The following is a 19449-nucleotide window of genomic DNA, read 5'->3' as shown; positions in this document are numbered from 1 at the left end:
GGCCGGGGGGCGGAAAGCAGTCAGGAACTCGGTACTCAGGGGACAACTGAGCACGTACTTAGGTACACCTAACTACGTGCTGGATACCATGTGACCACGCCCGACGGCCCGAGCGCAACATTTTCCCGACGCCTTGTCGGAATCTTCCGTCCTACGCGCAGGCGCTCCAGGAGGAGCTGCGGGTTGGCAGGTCTTCCGCGTCTTCCGCCCTACGCCGACAGCACGCTCAGGTCCGTCTCCGCCCAGCGCTCGCCCAGGCCGGTGAGGGTCACGTGCCGCACCTCGTCGGTGGTGTCGCCGACGGCGCGGTGGATCACGACCTGCAGCCGGTCGTCGGTCAGCTCCTCGACCTTGCCCTCGCCCCACTCCACGACGACCACCGACTCGGGCAGCGAGACGTCGAGGTCGAGGTCCTCCATCTCGTCCAGGCCCCCGGAGAGCCGGTAGGCGTCCACATGGACCAGCGGCGGGCCGTCGCCCAGGGACGGGTGGACCCGGGCGATCACGAATGTCGGCGAGGTGACCGCGCCCCGCACCCCGAGCCCCTCGCCGAGCCCCCGGGTCAGGGTGGTCTTGCCTGCGCCGAGCTCACCGCTGAGCATCACCAGGTCACCGGCGCGCAGCAGCTTGGCGAGGGTGCGGCCCAGCTCCCGCATCCGGTCGGCCGAGGTGACCGTCAGCTCGACGGTCTGCCCGGCCTGCGCGGACCGGCCGGACTGCCCGGACTGCCCGGACGATTCGGACGGCTCGGACGTCCCGGACGGCTGGTCCGGTGCGGGCTGATCGGTGGGCCGGCCGGAGGGCCGGCTGGAGGGCTCGTGCTCAGCCGGGTTGTGCCGTGCTGCTGGTGCTTCCATAGCCACCCACGGTAGCCCCTGCGGGCACCGCTCCCGCGCGCGTGAGCAGGTCGGCGAGACGGTCGGTGACGACCTCCGGGTGCTCCAGCATCACCAGGTGCCCGGCGTCCGGGACCAGCACCAGCTCGGCGTCCGGCAGCGCACCGGCGATCGCCTCGCTGTGCTCGCTGGGGGTGACCAGGTCCTCCACCCCGGCCAGCACCAGCACCGGCAGATTCGCGAAGTGGGCGAGCGCCTCGGTCTTGTCGTGGTCGTTGAACGCCGGGTAGTACTCGGCGACCACGTCGATCGGCGTCGACTCGATCATCCGCTCGGCGAACCGGGCGATCGCCGGGTCCACGTCCCGGGAGGCGAACGAGTACCGCTTGATGATCCCGGCGAACAGATCCGCCGTCGCGCGGCGCCCCTTCTCCACCAGCTCGGCCCGCTGACCCAGCGCCTTCAGCACCCCCGGCAGCACCCGCCGCACCGCGTTGACCCCGGCCACCGGAAGCCCGAAGTTCACCTCGCCGAGCCGCCCCGACGACGTGCCGACCAGGGCCACTCCGACGACCCGCTCACGGATCAGCTCCGGGTACTGGTCGGCCAGCGCCATCACCGTCATGCCGCCCATCGAGTGCCCCACCAGCACCAGCGGCCCCTCGGGCGCGGCGGCGTCGATCACGGTCTTCAGATCACGCCCCAGCTGCTCGATGGTGACCGGCTCGCCCCGCTCCAGCTGGGCGGCGCCCCGCGCGGAACGCCCGTGGCTGCGCTGGTCCCAATGCACGGTCCGTACGACACCCCGCAGCGCGGCCCGCTGGAAGTGCCAGGAGTCCTGGTTGAGGCAGTAGCCGTGGCTGAAGACGACGGTGACGGGCGCCGGCGGCTTGCGGCCGAACAGCCGGCGCCGGCGGGCGGGGCCCGCCTCCTGCGCGGGGTCGACGTCGTCGACCTCGTAGTACAGCTCGGTGCCGTCCTCGGCGTACGCCCGGCCGGGCGTGCCGCGCAGCGTGCCGTACGGGCCCGCCGAGTCGAGCACCAGCCGGGCCTTGCGGCGCATGCCCCGGCCGACGGTCATCCGCTCGATGGCGACGCCGGCGGCGGCGCCGGTGGCGAGCACGCCTATCGCGACGCCCGCGACGCCGGTCGCCCGGCGCCAGCCCCCGGACGCCCCGGCGGCGGAGGCGACGGCCGCGGTGGCGGCGCTCGCGGCGGCCCCCGCACTGCTCTCGGTCACGTACCGCTCCTCTTCACCGGCTGCTGCTCACGGGGTGGGCCCGCCGGGCCCGTCTCCGCATCACTCGTCTGTGCATCGCTTACCCGCCCCGCTCCTTATTCACAGCGACGCGTTTCACAGCGGGGACGTTCACAGGACGCGTTGAATGCCGCACGCCCGACCCACTCAGATACACGCCCGCCACTCAGATATCCGACCCACTCACGTGTCCGACGCGCTCACGCAGACCCATTCACGTCCATTCACGACGCGCTCACGCAGACCCATTCAGATAGACGCGCGGGACGCGTGGTCCGATCCGGGTGACGATCTCGTACGCGATGGTGCCGGCGGCCTGCGCCCAGTCCTCGGCGGTGGGCTCGCCCCGGTCGCCGGGCCCGAACAGCACCGCCTCCGTCCCCTCCGGCGGCGCGTCCCCGCCCAGGTCGACCACGAACTGATCCATGGCGACCCGCCCCGCGACCGTGCGCCACTTGCCCTCGACCAGCACCGGGCCGGTGGAGGAGGCGTGCCGGGGGATGCCGTCCGCGTAGCCGAGGGGAACGAGGCCCAGCGTCGTCGGGCCCGGCGTGACGTAGTGGTGCCCGTAGCTGACGCCATGTCCGCCCGGGACCCGCTTGACCAGCGCCAGCGAGGCGGACACCGTCATCACAGGACGCAGTCCGAAGTCCGCGGAGCTGCCCAGCTCGGGGCTCGGCGAGACGCCGTACAGCGCGATGCCCGGCCGGACCAGGTCGAAGTGGCTCTCGGGGAGAGTGAGGGTGGCCGGCGAGTTGGCGATGTGCCGCACCTCGGGCCGGGCGCCCTGCGCCTCGGCGTACGCCACCATCTCCCGGAAGCGGGAGAGCTGGGCGGCGATGGAGGGATGCCCGGGCTCGTCGGCGCAGGCGAAGTGGGACCACAGCCCGGCGATCCGCACCAGCCCCTCACGCTCGGCCCGCAGCGCGGCGCCGACCAGCTCGGCCCAGTCCTCGGGCTGACAGCCGCTGCGCCCGAGTCCCGTGTCCGCCTTGAGGTGCACCAGCGCCGGCCTCCCGGCGGCACGGGCGGCCCGGGTGACCTCCGTCAGCGCCCACAGCCCGCTCACCGACACGTCGAGGCCGGCCTCGACCGCCTCCCGCCAGGGCCCTCCGGGCGTCCACAGCCAGCACATGATGCGCACATCGGCCGGCAGCCCGGCCTCCGGCGCGCGCAGGGCCAGCGCCTCCTGGGGCGTGGCGGTACCCAGCCAGGTCGCCCCGGCCTCGACAGCCGCCCTGGCGCAGGCGAGCGCCCCGTGCCCGTACGCATCCGCCTTGACCACGGCCATCAGGGCAGCACCGGGCGCCAGCTCGCGCAGCCGGCGCACATTGCCCCGCAAGGCGTCCAGATCGATCTCGGCACGGGCGCGCAGGGTGCCGGCCCGCTGGGCTTCTGTCTCACTCATGGTTGGGTCAGTGTCTCAGAGGGGGCGGGCGAGGGCTGTGACGGCTTTCTCGGTGGTGTCCCGCCCTCTCCGTAGGGGACGCATGAGGCAAACCGGATGGTTTCCGGCGCCCTGGGCCTGTCGTCCTGGACCAGCCGGCGGACGCGGGCGCCAGCACGCGCATCTGCAGCGTTGCCGTCGGTTGCCGATTCCCCCATGCTCGACTGCGCTCGCGCGGGAGGGACCCCATCGCATAGGCGCCCTCGTCCGCCTTGCAGCTGCACGCACCGGACCGGGCTTGCAGCTGCATTCACCGGGCCCCGGACCCCGCTCACCGGCGCCGACACGCGTCGGCCATTCCCGCGGGCTGATGTGAACGAAAAGCCCTAGACACCCACCTCCCGCACGACGTCCCGCCACGCCCTCGGAATCGCCGACGCCACGTCATGCGCCCCGACCGGCGCCGCACCTCCACCCGGCCCCGTCTCCGCCCCCGCCGCGAAGCGCCCCGCCAGGCCATGCAGATACGCCCCCACGCTCCCCGCATCCCGCGCCGACAACCCGGCCGCCAGCAGGGATCCCGCAAGCCCGGACAGCACGTCCCCGCTCCCGGCCGTCGCCAGCCACGAGGTCCCCGTCGGATTCACCCGCACGGGCCCACCCCCCGGCTCCGCCACCAGCGTCGTAGAACCCTTCAGCAGCACCGTCGCCCCGTACCGCTCCGCCAGTTCCCTTGCCGCCGCCAGCCGTGCGCTCTCGACCTCCTCCCGCTCGACCCCGAGCAGCGCGGCGGCCTCCCCCGCGTGCGGGGTCATCAGCGTCGGCGCCCTCCGTGCCCGCACCGCCGCCGCATCCGTCAGCCGCAGCCCGTCCGCGTCGATCAGCACCGGCACGTCCGCCGCCAGCACCTCCCCCACCGTCGCCGCGTCGTCCCCGGCGCCCGGCCCGGTCACCCACGCCTGCACCCGCCCCGCGTGCTTGGGCCCCCGGTCCGACACCAGCGTCTCGGGGAACCGGGCGATCACGGCGCTCCCCGCAGGCCCGACGTACCGCACGGCCCCGGCCCCGCCCCGCAGCGCACCCGCCACCGCGAGCACGGCGGCACCCGGGTACCGCGCGGACCCGGCGGCGATCCCCACGACCCCCCGCCGGTACTTGTCGCTCTCGGCCCGAGGAACCGGCAGCAGCCGCGCCACGTCCGCATGCTGCAGGGCCTCCAGCTCGGCCTGCTCCTCCGCGAGTTCGAGCCCGATGTCGACCAGCCGCACCAGCCCCGCGTACTCCCGCGCGGGGTCGATCAGCAGCCCCGGCTTGTGCGTCCCGAACGTCACCGTGAGATCCGCCCGCAGGGCGACCCCGCGCACCTCCCCGGTGTCGACGTCCACACCGCTCGGCACATCCACCGCCACCACCACGGCCCGCGACCGCTCGGCCGCGGCGGCCAAGGGCACCGCATGCGGGCGCAGTCCGCCCTTCCCGCCGATCCCGACGATCCCGTCCACCACGAGATCGGCCCGCTCGATCAGCTCCTCGGCCCCGTCCGTCCCCACGGCCCGGCCACCCGCCCGGCGCAACGCCGCGAGCCCACCGGCGTGCACCCGCTCCGGTGACAGCAGCACCGCGCTCACCCCGGCGCCCCGCCTCGCCAGCCGGGCACCGGCGTACAGGGCGTCCCCGCCGTTGTCCCCGCTGCCGACCAGCAGCACGACCCGGCTGCCGTAGACCCGCCCCAGCACATCCGCACAGGCGGCGGCCAGCCCGGCCGCGGCACGCTGCATCAGCGCGCCCTCCGGCAGCCGCGCCATCAGTTCCCGCTCCGCCGCCCTGACCTTCTCCACGCTGTACGCAGTACGCATGCGTCCGAGTCTCCCGCAGGCACAACCCGGGCGCCCGCCCACGCAGCCAAAGTCAGCGACGCCGATTCCGCATCAGCCGCACGAACGCGAACACGACCGCGAGCGTGGCGGCGACGGCCAACATGGCCTGCCCCCACACCGGCAGATCCACCCCGGCCCCGGGAAACCCCAGCGTCACCATGCCCCTCACTCCCTCTCCCCCTCCTCCCTCTCACCCCTCCGCGATCACGACCGCCGACGCGACACCGGCGTCATGACTGAGCGACACATGCCATGACCGCACGCCCAGTTCGGCGGCCCTCGCCGCCACGGTCCCCTTCACCCGCAGCCGGGGTTGCCCGCTGTCCTCGACGTACACCTCGGCATCGGTCCAGTACATCCCCGACGGCGCCCCCAGCGCCTTCGCCAGCGCCTCCTTCGCAGCGAACCGCGCAGCCAGCGAGGCAACCCCCCGCCGCTCCCCACTCGGCAGCAGCAACTCACTCTCGAGAAACAGCCGCTGAGCCAGCCCGGGCGTCCGCTCCAGAGACGCCGCAAACCGATCGATCTCAGCTACGTCGATCCCGACGCCGATGATGCTCATGGGGGCACCTTACGGTCCGGGGCCCGCATGCCCCGTGCGACCGGAGCCCGAGCCGTACGCGGGCGTGGCGCGGAGAAACCAGTGAACGAAGAAGCCTGCGAGCCGTCACACCGCCACGAGCCGCACGCGGTCGCCGCACAGCTTGCTCATGTCGTCGGCATCGGAGGTGACCATGATGACGGGGCGGTGCTGCCGCAGCGCCGCCTCGGCGACGACCGCGTCGATGGCGTACTTGTGCCCGTGCAGTCCGGCCTCCCGCAGCAGCTTGGAGGCAGCCTTGGCTTCCTCTTCCCCCACCGGGACGACGCGCAGGCCGGAGAGCAACCAGGTCAGGCGCGATGTGTTCGTGCGGGTGTGGATGGCCTCGACAAGGGTGAGCGCACTGATCACGACCTCCATGCCGCGTGTGCGCGCCTCGGCGACCAGCGCGACCACCTGCTCGTCATCGGCGAGCAGCTTCGACAGTCCTTCGCAGTCGAGGATCAGCGTCCCGACATGGCTCAGCCTGCGGCGGGCCACTCGGTCTCCTCGGCGAACACCTCGTCGAAGACCTCCCGCGCCCGCCGGCGTGCCTGCTCCGAGACGGGGCCCTTACGGCTCTCGTAGTCCGCGAGGTACTCGTCCAGCACCTGGCCGCGCAGCTCGCGCTCGACCGCTGCCGCGATGAAGGAGGAGAACTCCCGCTTGCCGACCCGTTCCCGGATCGCCTCCGCGGTCCCCTCCGGCAGTGACAGGCTCACCCGCGTCGCGGGCCCTTCACCGATGCCGTACGTCGTCCCGTCCATGGGTACCATTTTGTCAAACGAGTAGGAAACACGCCACGGCAGACGGCCGACGCCTCACTCCACCGTCACCGACTTAGCCAGATTCCGCGGCTGGTCCACCTCGTTCCCCCGGGCCGTCGCCAGCTCGCAGGCGAAGACCTGCAGAGGCACCGTTGCCACCAGGGGCTGCAGCAGTACGGGGGTGGCCGGGATGCGGACCAGGTGGTCGGCGTAGGGGACGACCGCCTCGTCGCCCTCCTCCGCGATGACGATGGTCCGCGCGCCGCGGGCCCGGATCTCCTGGATATTGGAGACGATCTTGTCGTGCAGGACGGAACGACCGCGGGGCGACGGCACGACGACCACGACCGGCAGGTCCTGCTCGATCAGTGCGATGGGCCCGTGCTTCAGCTCGCCCGCCGCGAAGCCCTCCGCGTGCATGTAGGCGAGTTCCTTCAGCTTCAGGGCGCCCTCCAGGGCCACGGGATATCCGACGTGCCGGCCGAGGAAGAGGACGGTGTTCTTCCCGGCCAGGGACCGGGCCAGCTCCCGCACCGGTCCCATCGTCTCCAGCACCCGCTCCACGGCCCCGGAGATGGAGGCCAGGTCGCGCACCACGGCCCGGATCTCGTCCGCCCACTTGGTGCCCCGCACCTGCGCCAGATACAGGGCGACGAGGTAGCAGGCGATCAGCTGTGTCAGGAACGCCTTCGTGGAGGCGACCGCGATCTCCGGACCGGCGTGGGTGTACAGCACCGCGTCCGACTCCCGCGGGATGGTCGAGCCGTTGGTGTTGCAGATGGCCAGCACATGGGCGCCCTGCTCGCGGGCGTGCCGCAGCGCCATCAGCGTGTCCATGGTCTCGCCGGACTGGGAGATGGCGACGACCAGGGTCTGCTGGTCGAGGATCGGGTCCCGGTAGCGGAACTCGCTCGCCAGCTCCACCTCGCAGGGGATCCGCGTCCAGTGCTCGATGGCGTACTTGGCGATCAGCCCGGCGTGGAAGGCCGTACCGCACGCCACGATGACGACCTTGTCGACCTCGCGCAGCACACCGTCGGGGATCCGCACCTCGTCCAGCGACAGCGTGCCGGAGCCGTCGATCCGCCCCAGCAGCGTGTCGGCGACAGCCTTCGGCTGCTCGGCGATCTCCTTGAGCATGAAGTAGTCGTAGCCGCCCTTCTCGGCGGCGGAGGCGTCCCAGTCGACGTGGTACGCGTTCACCTCGGCGGGGCTGCCGTCGAAGCAGGTGACCGTCACCGAGTCCCGGCGCAGCTCCACCACCTGGTCCTGGCCCAGTTCGATCGCGGACCGGGTGTGCGCGATGAACGCGGCGACGTCCGAGGCGAGGAACGACTCGCCCTCGCCGATGCCCACGACCAGCGGCGAGTTGCGCCGCGCGCCCACCACGACGTCCGGCTCGTCGGCGTGCACGGCGACCAGGGTGAACGCCCCCTCCAGCCGCCGGCACACCAGCCGCATCGCCTCGCCGAGGTCGGCGCAGGAGGAGAACTCCTCGGCGAGCAGGTGGGCGACGGCCTCGGTGTCCGTCTCGGAGGTCAATTCGTGGCCGCGTTCGGTGAGTTCGGCGCGCAGCGCGGCGAAGTTCTCGATGATGCCGTTGTGGACCACGGCGACCCGGCCGGCGTTGTCGAGGTGCGGGTGGGCGTTGGTGTCGGTCGGCCCGCCGTGGGTGGCCCACCTGGTGTGCCCGATCCCGGTCGTGCCCGTGGGCAGTGGCCGTTCGCTCAGCTCCTTCTCCAGGTTGACCAGTTTCCCGGCCCGCTTGGCGGTGGCCAGCCCGCCATCCGCGAGGACGGCCACGCCCGCCGAGTCGTACCCCCGGTACTCCAGCCGCTTCAGCCCGGCGGTCACCACGTCGAGCGCCGACTGCGAACCCACGTAACCCACGATTCCGCACATGCAGGGCACCCTATGGTCCGTCAGCCGCCGAAATCGGCCGCCGCCTGCCCGAAATCGGAAATTCCCACTACCGTACGAACGACCGACCGGCCGGCCCTCACTGTGTCTCGGCCGGGGGGCTAGCCTCGGCCGCCATGAACCACCGTCGGCGCAAGAAGCTCACCCGGCGTCTCCTCGACGCCATCGTCGTGGGCGACACGGCCGGGGTGCGCGCGGCGCTGCGGGCCGGCGCCGACCCGGAGCACCCCGACAGCGAGGGCGCGACCCCGCTCTACCTGGCCTCCGTGAGCGGTCACGCGGAGATCGCCCGACTGCTGCTGAACGCAGGTGCCCGGCCCGACACCGAGAGCGGCGGGACCGGCTCCGAGGGCACGCCGTTGTGCGCGGCCGCGTGCTGGGGACACATCGGCGCCGTACGCGAACTGCTCGCGCACGGCGCCGACCCGGACCTCCGCGAGGACCAGGGCACCGGCCGCACCGCCCTGGAGTGGGCCCGGGAGGGCGGGCACACCGAGACGGTGGAGCTTCTTGTCACGGCCATCGGAGCGGGGACCGAGGCGGCGGGGGCCGAGGCGGCACCCGGCAGCAGCGCGGGCCGCACACCCGGCAAGTCCCCGTGACGACCGCGTGCTCCCCCGCCCCATGAGGGGGCGTCAGCTTGTCCGCCCCATGAGGGGGCGTCAGCTTGTCCGCCCCGTGGGAGCGTCAGCCGAGCTTGGCCACCTGCGCGTTCACCACGTCCGCCGGCACCTCGAAGTCCTTGCCCTCGGCCATCGCGGCCAGGTTCACGACGCTGAAGGTCACCAGGGTCGAGCCCTTGCGGACGGCGACGACCTTGTTCGGGGCCTTGAGGCCCCCGTCGGCCACCAAGGTGAGAGTGATGGCCGCACTCTCGTCGCCGCCCTTCGGCGCGGCGGTCGTGGCGACCTCGGCGATCTCCATCTTCTCGCCGGTCGTGGTGGCCTTGTAGCCACCGGCGCACTTCTCGGCCGCGGTGCTCAGGTCCTTCATGGCCTTCTCCGCGCCGCCGTCCTCGTACGAGGCGAGGGTGATCAGCATCTTCGAGACGTCGAAGGCCGCCTTCACCGCCTCCTCGGGGTCGGTGCCCGCGGCAGGCTTCTTCGGCTCGCCGGTCCAGGACCGCTTCGTCGTCGCCGCCGGCTCGCCCTGTGCGACACCCGCCTGCGCACGGGCCAGCGGCAGGCAGGCCTCGTCGTCGGTCTTCACCTGGTCCGCGGCGATGTCGTCCCGCGCCGGGACCTTGGTGGCGACCTTGCCCTCCTTGACGTCCGACTGCGCCAGCGCGACCTTCTCCAGCTCGGCGGCGGTCAGCGCCTTCGCCGCGGGCGCGGCCGCCGCGGCCGACTCGGAGGCGCCCTTGCCCTCGTCGGCCTTGCCCCCGTCGCCACCGCAGGCGGTGACCAGCAGAGCGAGGGCGGCGGCGGAGGCGGCCAGGGCGGTACGGCGGACGGAAGTGGGCTTCACTGTGGACTCTCTCTTCAACACTGCGGAGGACTCCGCACGACTGTGCGCGCACCCTACGCACAGATTCCTCACAGCTGATCAGGAGAGAGACCACCCGGTATGTGAACGTAACACCGGCGTGATCTTGAAACCGGTCCGCGCACCGCCTGTGCACCGCCCTCCCACCGCCTGCGGACCGTCGACTCTCGGCCGACTTTCACCGGCCGACGACCACTGCATCCACGGCTCGGTCACGAAATCTTCACAGGTGCCCGTTGGTCTGCGAAGGGATGGTGAACCGAGGCAACTGTCGCTCAGGGGAAAGGATCGCGCCGCCCGCCCTGCGCTCGGCCGGCATTTCCCCTTCCCTCCCCCTCGAGTCGATGCCTACAGTTTCGCCGCGCCTGAACGGATCTGACCACTCCGTTCATGTGCTCATCGATCAGCGACCGGGGGAACAGCGTCGCTACGGGGAAGGGTGCGCGGGCATGCCGGCCGAGAAGGCACCGGCATGCCGCGCACCGGGTCAGCCCCTCCGCCCCTGACCACGGCGGCACAGCGGCACCCCCCACACCGACACCGCTTCACGCGTGCGCGAGTGCGTGCACATACGCGTGGGCGGTTTCCGGGGTCGCCTCCACCCCCGACCAAGGGGGAAGTCCCTTTGCGCCTCGCAGCAACCAGACTTGGCAGAGGCACGCCAAGTCGGCGCGGAGCGGCGGGCCGCCCGCGGTTCCCGCACCGCCCGCGCCGTCGCCACAGACCACTGTCCCGCTTCCTGCCGATCGCCCTGGCCGCCGCCGCCGTCGCCGGTCTGACCTCTCCAGCGGATCCCCGTGATCCCGGGCCGCGCGCCGACGCCGACCCGGCGGCTGACTCGTACGACTGGTACGAGGTCACGGCCGCCGAACAGCTGCGGCAGGACCAGTGCCCAGCAGGGTGCGCCGCGCGGGCGGGGCCTGCTCGTCGGGCAGCAGAAGGCCCAGGTCACCCAGGGTGCCGCGGCCGCGCTGGAGGCCATGGTCAAGGCCGGTGAGACGGCCGAGGCCGCCACGCGTGCGTCCGCCGGTGACGGCGAGACCATCATGCAGCGCGCCCTGGCCCAGGCGGCCCAGGCCAAGGCGGAGTTCCCCAAGAAGGCCGCGCACGCCGCCGAGTTGCAGGCCAAGGCCGCCGCGGACGCGGCCAAGGTGCACCGGAACAACGCCAAGAAGGACAAGGAGACGGCGGAGGGCAAACTCGCCGAGGCCGTGAAGGCCGAGGGCGAGGCCAAGGCCGCCGCCGCCACCGCGCACGCCAAGCGGCTGTCCGCCGAGGCCGAGGAGAAAACGGCCAAGGCGGAGAAGGAGAAGGCCGCCGCCAAGCAGGCCGACGCGGCCGAGCACCGGAAGAACGCCGAGGCCCAGGCCACGCGGGCGCAGAGCGCCAAGGAGAAGGCCGAGGAGGCGGAGAGCACGGCCGTGGCCGAGCGGAACGCCGCGGTCAAGGCGCGTGACAAGGCGCGCAAGCTGCGCGACGACGCATGGGACGCGGAGCAGAAGGCGGATGCCGCCCGCGTCAAGGCCGACGCGAAGGAGGCCTACGCCCAGGCGCACGAATCCAGCGACAACGCACAGCAGGCCAGGGCGGCGGCCGACCAGGCGGCCGACCAGGCGGCCGAGCACGCCGATGACGCCGAGACCGCCGCCAAGAAGGCGCGGTCGGAGGCCGATGCGGCGACGAAGGCGGCAGCCGAGGCCGACGCCGCGGCGACGCGCGCGGAGGCCGCGGCCGAACGGGCCCGCGCCCACGCGGACGCGGCGAAGGCGGCGAAGCTGAAGGCGGACGCCGCGGTGAAGACGGCGACCGCCGCCGCCGCGGACGCCATTCAGGCCGCCAAGCACGCGGCCGCCGAGGCCAAGACGGCGGTCGAGCTGGCCGACGAGGCGGAGAAGAAGGCCAAGGCCGCCAAGTCGCACGCGAACGAGGCCCGCAAGGAGGCCGGCAAGGCCGTCGCCGCATCCGCCAGGGCGGCCGGCTTCGCCTACGTCACCGCCCAGGCCGCGGTCGACGCCGGCCACGCGGCCCGGCAGGTCGCCGCACCGGCCAACGACGCGATCCAGCTGGGCTCCCCGTATGTCACCAAGGACTCGGCCGCGGCCCTGGTGGTGCTGACCGGCCAGGCGTCGAAGTCGATCGCCGAACAGCAGCAGGGCGTCGCGGAGGCCATGCCAGGAACGCCCAGGCGGAGGCCGCCTCCGCCAAGTCCCTCGCCGACACGGCACGCGGCGACGCCAAGGCCGCCTACGTGCACGCGGCGAACGCCGCCGGCCACGCCTCGGACGCCCGCACCTACGCCAAGGAGGCCCTCGGCCACGCCGCCGACGCCGCCACCGCCGCGTCCAAGGCCGCGGCTTCCCTGGCCCGCACGATCGAGTACGACCGGCAGGCGACGGAGGACGCGGAGGCCGCCGACAAGGCCGCCGGCCGCGCCGAGGGCCACGCCAAGGCCGCCCGCGACTCCGCCGACGAGGCCGCACTCGACGCGGAAGCCGCCCGCAAGGCCGCCTCCGACGCCGAGGCCTCCGCCAAGGAGGCCCGCGCAGCCGCCGAACGCGCCGACACCGCCGCCACCGAGGCGGAAAAGGCAGCCAAGGACGCCCACACATACGCCGAGGAGGCCCAGGCAGCAGCCGAGTCAGCCGAACGCAAACAGGCCAACAAGCAGGTCTCCGAAGGCGCCGGAACCGGCGTGGCAAGCACCTTCTTCGTCCTGGACAAGATCGAGCTCGTCGAGCCACCCAAGCAGCTCAATGGCTGCAACCTCACCCTCGACGGCTGCAGTGTGACATTCGAGTTCCACTTCGATGCCACCGTCAGTTACTACTACTGCGCCAATCCCGATGTGCCCGCCACTGAAGCAGGCTGCCCGCGGGACGACACCTTCTTCCTCACCACGCAGACGAAGAAGGGGCTGAAGGAGCAACGCAGCAGGCGATCGAGACGACGCTCGTGGAAGACGGCGACGATGAGCGCTGGAGGGAGCTGTTCCGGCGAGGAAAGGAGCTGTCGGAGCGTCTGGCCCATGAGCTCGGCCCCGCCCGCACGGTGACCTACCGAGGCATCGCGAACGGGGGCCTCGCCGCGCTGACGTCGGTCACCTGGCAGGGGGACCGACAGCTCCAGGCGCCGGTACGGCGCTGCGCGGGACGGCCTTCTGTGCGTGCCCGTCCCGCGCGGCGCCGTCCCCGGCCGGTCCACGATCCCGGCCAGGGCCTCCGAACCTTCCGGCGTGGACCCCGCGAGAGGAGGCCCGGCCCGGCGGGCGCCGTGGGTGCGGGCACTGACGTGACACACCCCACCCGCCATCGCGTTCAAACAGCGATAACAATGGACTGTGATCTCACAGGTCTCCTCGACACCCCGGAGCGCCCACCGGCAGCGGCCGGAGACGACTCCCTACGTCGATCTCACCCGCGCCGAATGGAGTGCGCTGCGCGACAAGACGCCGCTGCCGCTCACCGCCGAGGAGGTCGAACAGCTGCGCGGTCTCGGTGACGTCATCGACCTCGACGAGGTGCGGGACATCTACCTGCCGCTGTCCCGGTTGCTCAATCTCTACGTCAAGGCCACCGACGGCCTGCGCGGAGCGCTGAACACCTTCCTGGGCGAGCAGGGCTCCCAGTCGGGCACACCGTTCGTCATAGGGGTCGCCGGTTCCGTCGCCGTCGGCAAGTCGACCGTGGCCCGGCTGCTGCGCGCCCTGCTGTCGCGCTGGCCCGAGCACCCCCGGGTCGAGCGGGTGACCACGGACGGCTTCCTGCTGCCGACCAAGGAGCTCCAGGCCCGCGGCCTGATGTCGCGCAAGGGGTTCCCGGAGTCGTACGACCGCCGCGCGCTCACCCGGTTCGTCGCCGACATCAAGGCCGGCAAGGACGAGGTCACCGCGCCGGTGTACTCGCATCTGAAGTACGACATCGTGCCCGACGAGAAGCTCGTCGTGCGCCGGCCGGACATTCTGATCGTCGAGGGGCTGAACGTCCTGCAGCCGGCCCTGCCGGGCAAGGACGGGCGCACCCGGGTCGGTCTCGCCGACTACTTCGACTTCAGCGTGTACGTGGACGCCCGCCCCGAGGACATCGAGCGCTGGTACCTCGACCGCTTCAAGCGGCTGCGGGAAACCGCGTTCCAGAACCCGTCCTCGTACTTCCGCAAGTACACGCAGGTCTCCGAGGAGGAGGCCCTGGACTACGCCCGCACGATGTGGCGGACCATCAACAAGCCCAACCTGGTCGAGAACATCGCCCCCACCCGGGGCCGGGCCACCCTGGTGCTGCGCAAGGGCCCGGACCACAAGGTGCAGCGCCTCAGCCTGCGCAAGCTGTAGGGGTCATAGAAAGCCGCGGCACCGCTTCCCTCCAGGGAAGCGGTGCCGCGTCATCAATCCAGGCCGCGGGCTAGCCGAGCGCGGACTTCACGGCATCGGCCAGCCGGCCGGCGACCGTGCGGGCCTGGTCGCTGTCGGCCGCCTCGACCATCACCCGCACCAGCGGCTCGGTCCCGGAGGGGCGCAGCAGCACCCGGCCGGTCTCGCCGAGCTCCCGCTCCGCCTCGGCCACGGCCGCCGCCAGCTCCGGCGAGGTCTTCACCCGGGACTTGTCCACGTCCGGGACGTTGATCAGCACCTGCGGCAGCCGCTCCATCACCGAGGCCAGCTCGCGCAGCGTGCGGCCCGTCTGGGCGACCCGCGCGGCCAGCAGCAGACCGGTGAGCGTGCCGTCGCCGGTGGTGGCGTGGTCGAGCACGATGACATGCCCGGACTGCTCGCCGCCGAGCGCGTATCCGCGCTCCTTCATCTCCTCCAGGACGTACCGGTCGCCGACGGCGGTCTGCACCAGCTGGATGCCCTCGCGCTCCATCGCCAGCTTGAAGCCGAGGTTCGACATCACCGTCGCCACGACGGTCTCCGAGCGCAGCGCGCCCCGCTCCCGCAGCGCCAGCGCGAGCACGGCGAGGATCTGGTCCCCGTCGACCTCCTCGCCGGTGTGGTCCACGGCCAGGCAGCGGTCGGCGTCCCCGTCGTGCGCGATGCCGAGGTCGGCGCCGTGCTCGACGACGGCCGCCTTGAGCTTGTCCAGGTGGGTGGAGCCGCAGCCGTCGTTGATGTTGAGCCCGTCGGGGTCGGCACCGATGGTGACGACCTCGGCGCCGGCCCGGCTGAACGCCTCCGGCGACACCCGGGAGGCCGCGCCGTGCGCCTCGTCGAGGACGATCTTCAGCCCGTCGAGCCGGTTCGGCAGGACGCCGACGAGGTGGGCGACGTAGGTGTCGAGGCCCTCGTGGTAGTCCCGCACGCGGCCCACGCCGGCGCCGGTCGGCCGGTCCCAGGGCGCACCGGTGCGGTGCTCCTCGTAGAGGGCCTCGATACGGTCCTCGAGCTCGTCGGCGAGTTTGTGGCCGCCGCGGGCGAAGAACTTGATGCCGTTGTCCGGCATGGCGTTGTGGCTCGCGGAGAGCATCACGCCGAGGTCGGCGCCGAGCGCGGCGGTCAGGTGGGCGACGGCGGGCGTGGGCAGCACGCCGACCCGCAGCACGTCCACGCCGGCGCTGGCCAGACCGGCGACGACGGCGGCCTCCAGGAACTCCCCGGAGGCGCGCGGATCGCGCCCGACCACCGCCGTGGGCCGGTGCCCTTCGAACGTGCCCGCCTCGGCCAGCACGTGCGCGGCGGCCACGGAGAGGCCGAGGGCCATCTCCGCGGTCAGGTCCGCGTTGGCGACACCGCGCACGCCGTCCGTGCCGAAGAGTCGTCCCACTTGTCCTCCTGAGGAAGCATCAGTATCGAAACCGCGCCGTGGCGACGTCGGTAGGGGCGCCGAGGCGCTGGACGGTCGCGAGGTCACGAGGCGCGATGCGAGTGCGGCTCCGCATCGCCCGGCAGCCGGCGGCATCCGGAGCGGCCCGGCCCTCGGCGGCGCCGCCGGGACGGGCCGCACGACCATCCGATCACATTAGCCGCTGAGCGCATGGTGGCGTCATACGCCCACGTCAGTGAAACACGAACGCCCCGGCAGCACAGTGGCGTGCCGCCGGGGCGTTCGGAGTACAGGCAGGCGCGTGATCAGCGCTTGCTGTACTGCGGAGCCTTGCGGGCCTTCTTCAGACCGGCCTTCTTCCGCTCGACCGCACGGGCGTCGCGGCGCAGGAAGCCGGCCTTCTTCAGCGGGCCACGGTTGTTGTCGACGTCCGCCTCGTTCAGCGCACGGGCGACACCCAGACGGAGCGCACCGGCCTGACCGGAGACACCGCCGCCGGAGATGCGGGCGATGACGTCGTAGCGGCCCTCGAGCTCGAGCACCTTGAAGGGCTCGTTCACGGACTGCTGGTGCACCTTGTTCGGGAAGTAGTCCTCGAGGGTGCGACCGTTGATCTTCCACTTGCCGGTGCCCGGGACGATCCGGACGCGGGCGATGGCGTTCTTGCGGCGGCCCAGGCCGGCGGCCGGCTGGGGCTCGCCGAAGCGGGACGCCATGGACTCCGAGGTGTACTCCCCCTCGACGGGGGCCTCGGACTCGGTGGTGTAGCTGTCGATGTCAAGCTCTTCGAGCGGCTGCTCAGCAGTGGTCTCGGCCACGATTCTCCTCAGATTCTCTTCAGTCTTAGGGGGTGGCCGGACTTACTGCGCGACCTGGCTGATCTCGAACGGCACCGGCTGCTGAGCAGCGTGCGGGTGCTGGTCGCCCGAGTAGACCTTCAGCTTCGAGAGCATCTGACGGCCCAGGGAGTTCTTGGGCAGCATGCCCTTGACGGCCTTCTCGATGGCCTTCTCGGGGTTCTTCGCGAGCAGCTCGTCGTAACGGACGGAGCGCAGACCACCCGGGTAGCCGGAGTGGCGGTACGCCATCTTCTGGGTCCGCTTGTTGCCGGAGAGGTGCACCTTGTCGGCGTTGATGATGATGACGAAGTCACCGGTGTCGACGTGCGGTGCGTAGATCGGCTTGTGCTTGCCACGCAGGAGGGAGGCAGCAGTGGAGGCCAGACGGCCCAGGACGACGTCCTGGGCATCGATGACGTGCCACTGGCGCGTCACATCGCCGGGCTTGGGGCTGTACGTACGCACGGTTCGTAGCCTTTGCTTCTTCAGTGAATGGTCCTGACAAGGTCACCGAAGGCGATCACGACAGCCCTGACCGCACTGCGGTGACGCAAGCCGCGTGCTGGTCGCTGGTCATCGGCCCGGTGGACCGGTGTAAGGGCCCCTCACGTGAGAATGAGCAAGCCAATACACATAACGAACATGCAGAATACCCACGCTCGGCCGGACGGGTCAAAACGAGTCGGCCTGCGCGGACTGCACGCACTCCTTGGATTCTAAAGCCCCTGGTGGGTCGGCTGCCGCACAGCCACGAGTCACGGGGCCGGGGGCCTGCGGAGCGTCGTCGCACGCAGGGTCCGGTCGCTCGAGGGCCGACCGCCGCCTCCGGGTCCGCCGCGGCCGACGTACGGCGGCGCCGGCCAGCGTCAGTGCGGACACCGTCAGTGCACAGAGCGTGAAGGCGCCGCGCAGCGCCGGCCGCCTTCCCCGCGGGAGCCCCGGAAAAGGCAGCCCTGGCAGCTGCGGCACCAGCGCCAGCCAGATCCGGGGCCGCCGCGCCGCCGACCCGGCGTACCGCGCCCCGGCCAGCAGCAGGGGCACGACGATCAGCAGGGAGCACTCGTACGACGGCCGGGCGACCAGCAGCGCCGAGAGCATCAGCCCGGTGGCCGTCTCGAGCAGCCGCAGCGGTCCGGCGTCCCCCGCACTCCAGCGCCGGTACGCGCACAGGACCCCGGACGCCGCCGCGAGCAGGCAGATCCATTCGGCGGGCGCCCGCGGCAACCCCGGCGGGACCGGCCCAGCCCCGGACACCCCGAGCGGCACCGCCCCCGACACGGCCCCGGACACCCCGAGCGGCACCGCCCCCGACACGGCCCCGGACACCCCGAGCGGCACCGCCCCCGACACGGCCCCGGACACCAGAAGCAGCACGGCCAGCGCCCGCCACCGGCGCGCGAAGACGAACAGCAGCGCCACCGGCGCGAGCAGCGGCTCCAGTACGACGATCACTCCGGTCAGCGCACCCGCCGTCACCCACCGGCCCCGGCTCGCCGGCAGCAGGCACAGCGGAAGCGCCAGACAGGCGAGGACCGGCCGGCCGTCCCAGGGCGTGAGATGCGCGAACGAGAACGGTTCCGCGGCCGCCGCCGCGATCAGACCCGGCACCGCGACCGGCCGCCGGTCCGTCGCACACCGCTGCACGGACCGGCCGTCCGGGCCCCGTCCGAGGTCACACGCACCGCGCGTGCCGCCGGCGCGTTCAGCACCGCACCGGACCCCGTCCACGGGGCCCTGCCGGCCGGTCGCACCAACCACCCGGAGATGTCGTATTTGCGCCTCACCACGGGCGTAACGCTACGGGCTCCGCGGCCCGTTGGGACGGACCAGCACGCCCTGGAGCCCGTCTAAGATGCGCCCCATGAGTTATGGGCAGGGGGGCTCTCAGCAACAGTGGGATCCCTGGAAACCGCATTCTCAGCAGCCCTGGAACAGCGGCAGCTCCGGCCAGTCCCCCGACTGGGCCGCGCTCGCCGAGGCCTCCGAGGCCCGCGCCAGGCGGCGACGGCTGCTGTTCATAGGCGGCGGCGCGCTCGCGACCATCGCGATAGGCACGGCGGTGGCGCTGGCCGTGGTCTCCGCCGGCGGCGGCAACGAGACGGCGGGCGGCCCGTCCTCCCAGCTGCCCGGCGCCGCCGACATACCGAGCGCGACCAGCACCGTGCCGTCGTTCGCACCCACCAGTGCGCCGCCACCGCTGGATCCGAAGGACTTCATCTCCGACGTCAAGAAGGACCGGGCCCCGCTCGGGCCCGACATCCTCTTCCCCGGCACCCAGCTCACCATGGGTGAGACGGTGTACAAGAAGGGGCCCACGGCGGACACCCGCAACTGCGCGTCGGCCGCGAAGGCGACGCTGCCCAAGGTGCTCACGGACAACGACTGCACCCGCCTGATACGCGTCAGCTACACCAAGGACAACGTGGCGGTGACGGTCGGCGTGGCGGTCTTCGACACCGAGGCGCAGGCGCTCGAGGCCAAGAAGCAGGCCGACAAGAAGAGCATCATCAAGTCCCTCGCGGGCGGCGGGGTCAAGGAGTTCTGCGACGGCGCGGTGTGCCGTTCCACCGTCAACTCCTACGGCCGTTACGCCTACTTCACCCTGGCCGGCTTCACCAACGGCAAGGACGTGACGACCAAGGACAAGGTCGTCTTCTCGGCCGGCGACGACCTCGCCGAGTTCACGTTCCGTCAGATCCGCCGCCGGGGCGAGGCCCAGGCGTCGGCAGCGGCGAACGAGTAGC

17 protein-coding genes and 1 pseudogene are annotated in these 19449 nt (G+C 72.2%); 4 read left to right on the top strand and 14 right to left on the bottom strand.

Annotated elements, in window-relative coordinates:
* Positions 1-209 precede the first annotated feature (209 nt).
* From tsaE to glmS, 9 genes are all read right to left on the bottom strand, one after another.
* Positions 210-656, bottom strand: a complete 447-nt coding sequence (tsaE, locus tag ABD207_RS18250; RefSeq protein ID WP_425580742.1) for a tRNA (adenosine(37)-N6)-threonylcarbamoyltransferase complex ATPase subunit type 1 TsaE — start codon at positions 654-656, stop codon at positions 210-212.
* 166 nt (positions 657-822) lie between these two features.
* Positions 823-2076: an alpha/beta fold hydrolase gene (locus ABD207_RS18245; protein ID WP_344014133.1), complete on the bottom strand. Its 1254-nt coding sequence runs from the start codon at positions 2074-2076 to the stop codon at positions 823-825.
* 253 nt (positions 2077-2329) lie between these two features.
* Positions 2330-3502, bottom strand: coding sequence for an alanine racemase (gene alr, locus ABD207_RS18240; RefSeq protein ID WP_344014131.1), 1173 nt, complete (start codon positions 3500-3502; stop codon positions 2330-2332).
* A 365-nt stretch (positions 3503-3867) separates the two neighbouring features.
* Complete coding sequence (locus tag ABD207_RS18235; protein WP_344014129.1) at positions 3868-5337, bottom strand: NAD(P)H-hydrate dehydratase; 1470 nt, start codon at positions 5335-5337, stop codon at positions 3868-3870.
* 52 nt (positions 5338-5389) lie between these two features.
* The gene (locus ABD207_RS18230; RefSeq protein WP_344014127.1) at positions 5390-5518 is read right to left on the bottom strand and encodes a hypothetical protein; all 129 of its coding nucleotides are present in this window, start codon (positions 5516-5518) and stop codon (positions 5390-5392) included.
* A 30-nt stretch (positions 5519-5548) separates the two neighbouring features.
* Entirely contained in the window at positions 5549-5920 is a 372-nt protein-coding gene (locus ABD207_RS18225) for a holo-ACP synthase (RefSeq protein ID WP_167991166.1), read from the bottom strand.
* Between the two features lie 105 nt (positions 5921-6025).
* A complete protein-coding gene (locus ABD207_RS18220) occupies positions 6026-6439 on the bottom strand; it encodes a PIN domain-containing protein (protein WP_344014125.1) in 414 nt (137 codons plus the stop codon).
* Positions 6421-6705, bottom strand: coding sequence for a hypothetical protein (locus ABD207_RS18215; RefSeq protein ID WP_344014124.1), 285 nt, complete (start codon positions 6703-6705; stop codon positions 6421-6423). The genes ABD207_RS18220 and ABD207_RS18215 overlap by 19 nt, the downstream gene beginning before the upstream one ends.
* A gap of 54 nt (positions 6706-6759) precedes the next feature.
* On the bottom strand, positions 6760-8607 hold the full coding sequence (gene glmS / locus ABD207_RS18210) for a glutamine--fructose-6-phosphate transaminase (isomerizing) (protein WP_344014123.1): 1848 nt from the start codon (positions 8605-8607) through the stop codon (positions 6760-6762).
* A gap of 134 nt (positions 8608-8741) precedes the next feature.
* Here glmS and ABD207_RS18205 point away from each other — a divergent pair, with 134 nt between their 5' ends.
* Positions 8742-9227, top strand: coding sequence for an ankyrin repeat domain-containing protein (locus tag ABD207_RS18205; RefSeq protein ID WP_344014121.1), 486 nt, complete (start codon positions 8742-8744; stop codon positions 9225-9227).
* A gap of 85 nt (positions 9228-9312) precedes the next feature.
* Here ABD207_RS18205 and ABD207_RS18200 read toward each other — a convergent pair whose 3' ends face one another.
* Positions 9313-10092: a hypothetical protein gene (locus ABD207_RS18200; RefSeq protein WP_344014119.1), complete on the bottom strand. Its 780-nt coding sequence runs from the start codon at positions 10090-10092 to the stop codon at positions 9313-9315.
* Between the two features lie 917 nt (positions 10093-11009).
* Between ABD207_RS18200 and ABD207_RS18195 the strand changes: the two are divergent.
* A pseudogene (locus ABD207_RS18195) lies at positions 11010-13036 on the top strand (virulence factor); the annotation flags it as partial.
* Between the two features lie 411 nt (positions 13037-13447).
* Positions 13448-14437 carry a type I pantothenate kinase gene (gene coaA, locus ABD207_RS18190; protein ID WP_343997540.1) on the top strand — a complete coding sequence of 330 codons (990 nt, stop codon included), beginning with the start codon at positions 13448-13450 and terminating at the stop codon, positions 14435-14437.
* A gap of 70 nt (positions 14438-14507) precedes the next feature.
* On the opposite strand, the gene glmM is transcribed toward coaA, so the two are convergent.
* The 4 genes from glmM to ABD207_RS18170 all read right to left on the bottom strand — a co-directional run bounded on the left by glmM (position 14508) and on the right by ABD207_RS18170 (position 18349).
* On the bottom strand, positions 14508-15866 hold the full coding sequence (glmM, locus tag ABD207_RS18185; RefSeq protein ID WP_344014117.1) for a phosphoglucosamine mutase: 1359 nt from the start codon (positions 15864-15866) through the stop codon (positions 14508-14510).
* A 305-nt stretch (positions 15867-16171) separates the two neighbouring features.
* Positions 16172-16684, bottom strand: a complete 513-nt coding sequence (gene rpsI, locus ABD207_RS18180) for a 30S ribosomal protein S9 (RefSeq protein ID WP_167991157.1) — start codon at positions 16682-16684, stop codon at positions 16172-16174.
* 42 nt (positions 16685-16726) lie between these two features.
* The gene (gene rplM, locus ABD207_RS18175; RefSeq protein ID WP_344014116.1) at positions 16727-17170 is read right to left on the bottom strand and encodes a 50S ribosomal protein L13; all 444 of its coding nucleotides are present in this window, start codon (positions 17168-17170) and stop codon (positions 16727-16729) included.
* A 207-nt stretch (positions 17171-17377) separates the two neighbouring features.
* Positions 17378-18349, bottom strand: a complete 972-nt coding sequence (locus tag ABD207_RS18170; protein ID WP_344014114.1) for a hypothetical protein — start codon at positions 18347-18349, stop codon at positions 17378-17380.
* Between the two features lie 217 nt (positions 18350-18566).
* Between ABD207_RS18170 and ABD207_RS18165 the strand changes: the two genes are divergently transcribed.
* A complete protein-coding gene (locus ABD207_RS18165) occupies positions 18567-19448 on the top strand; it encodes a hypothetical protein (protein ID WP_344014113.1) in 882 nt (293 codons plus the stop codon).
* The last annotated feature ends 1 nt before the right edge of the window (position 19449 follow it).

It is taken from the genome of Streptomyces thermospinosisporus (assembly GCF_039526425.1).
Taxonomy (GTDB): domain Bacteria; phylum Actinomycetota; class Actinomycetes; order Streptomycetales; family Streptomycetaceae; genus Streptomyces; species Streptomyces thermocarboxydovorans.
The sequence above is the reverse complement of the archived record's forward strand: the minus strand, read 5'-3'. Positions and strand labels throughout refer to the sequence as shown.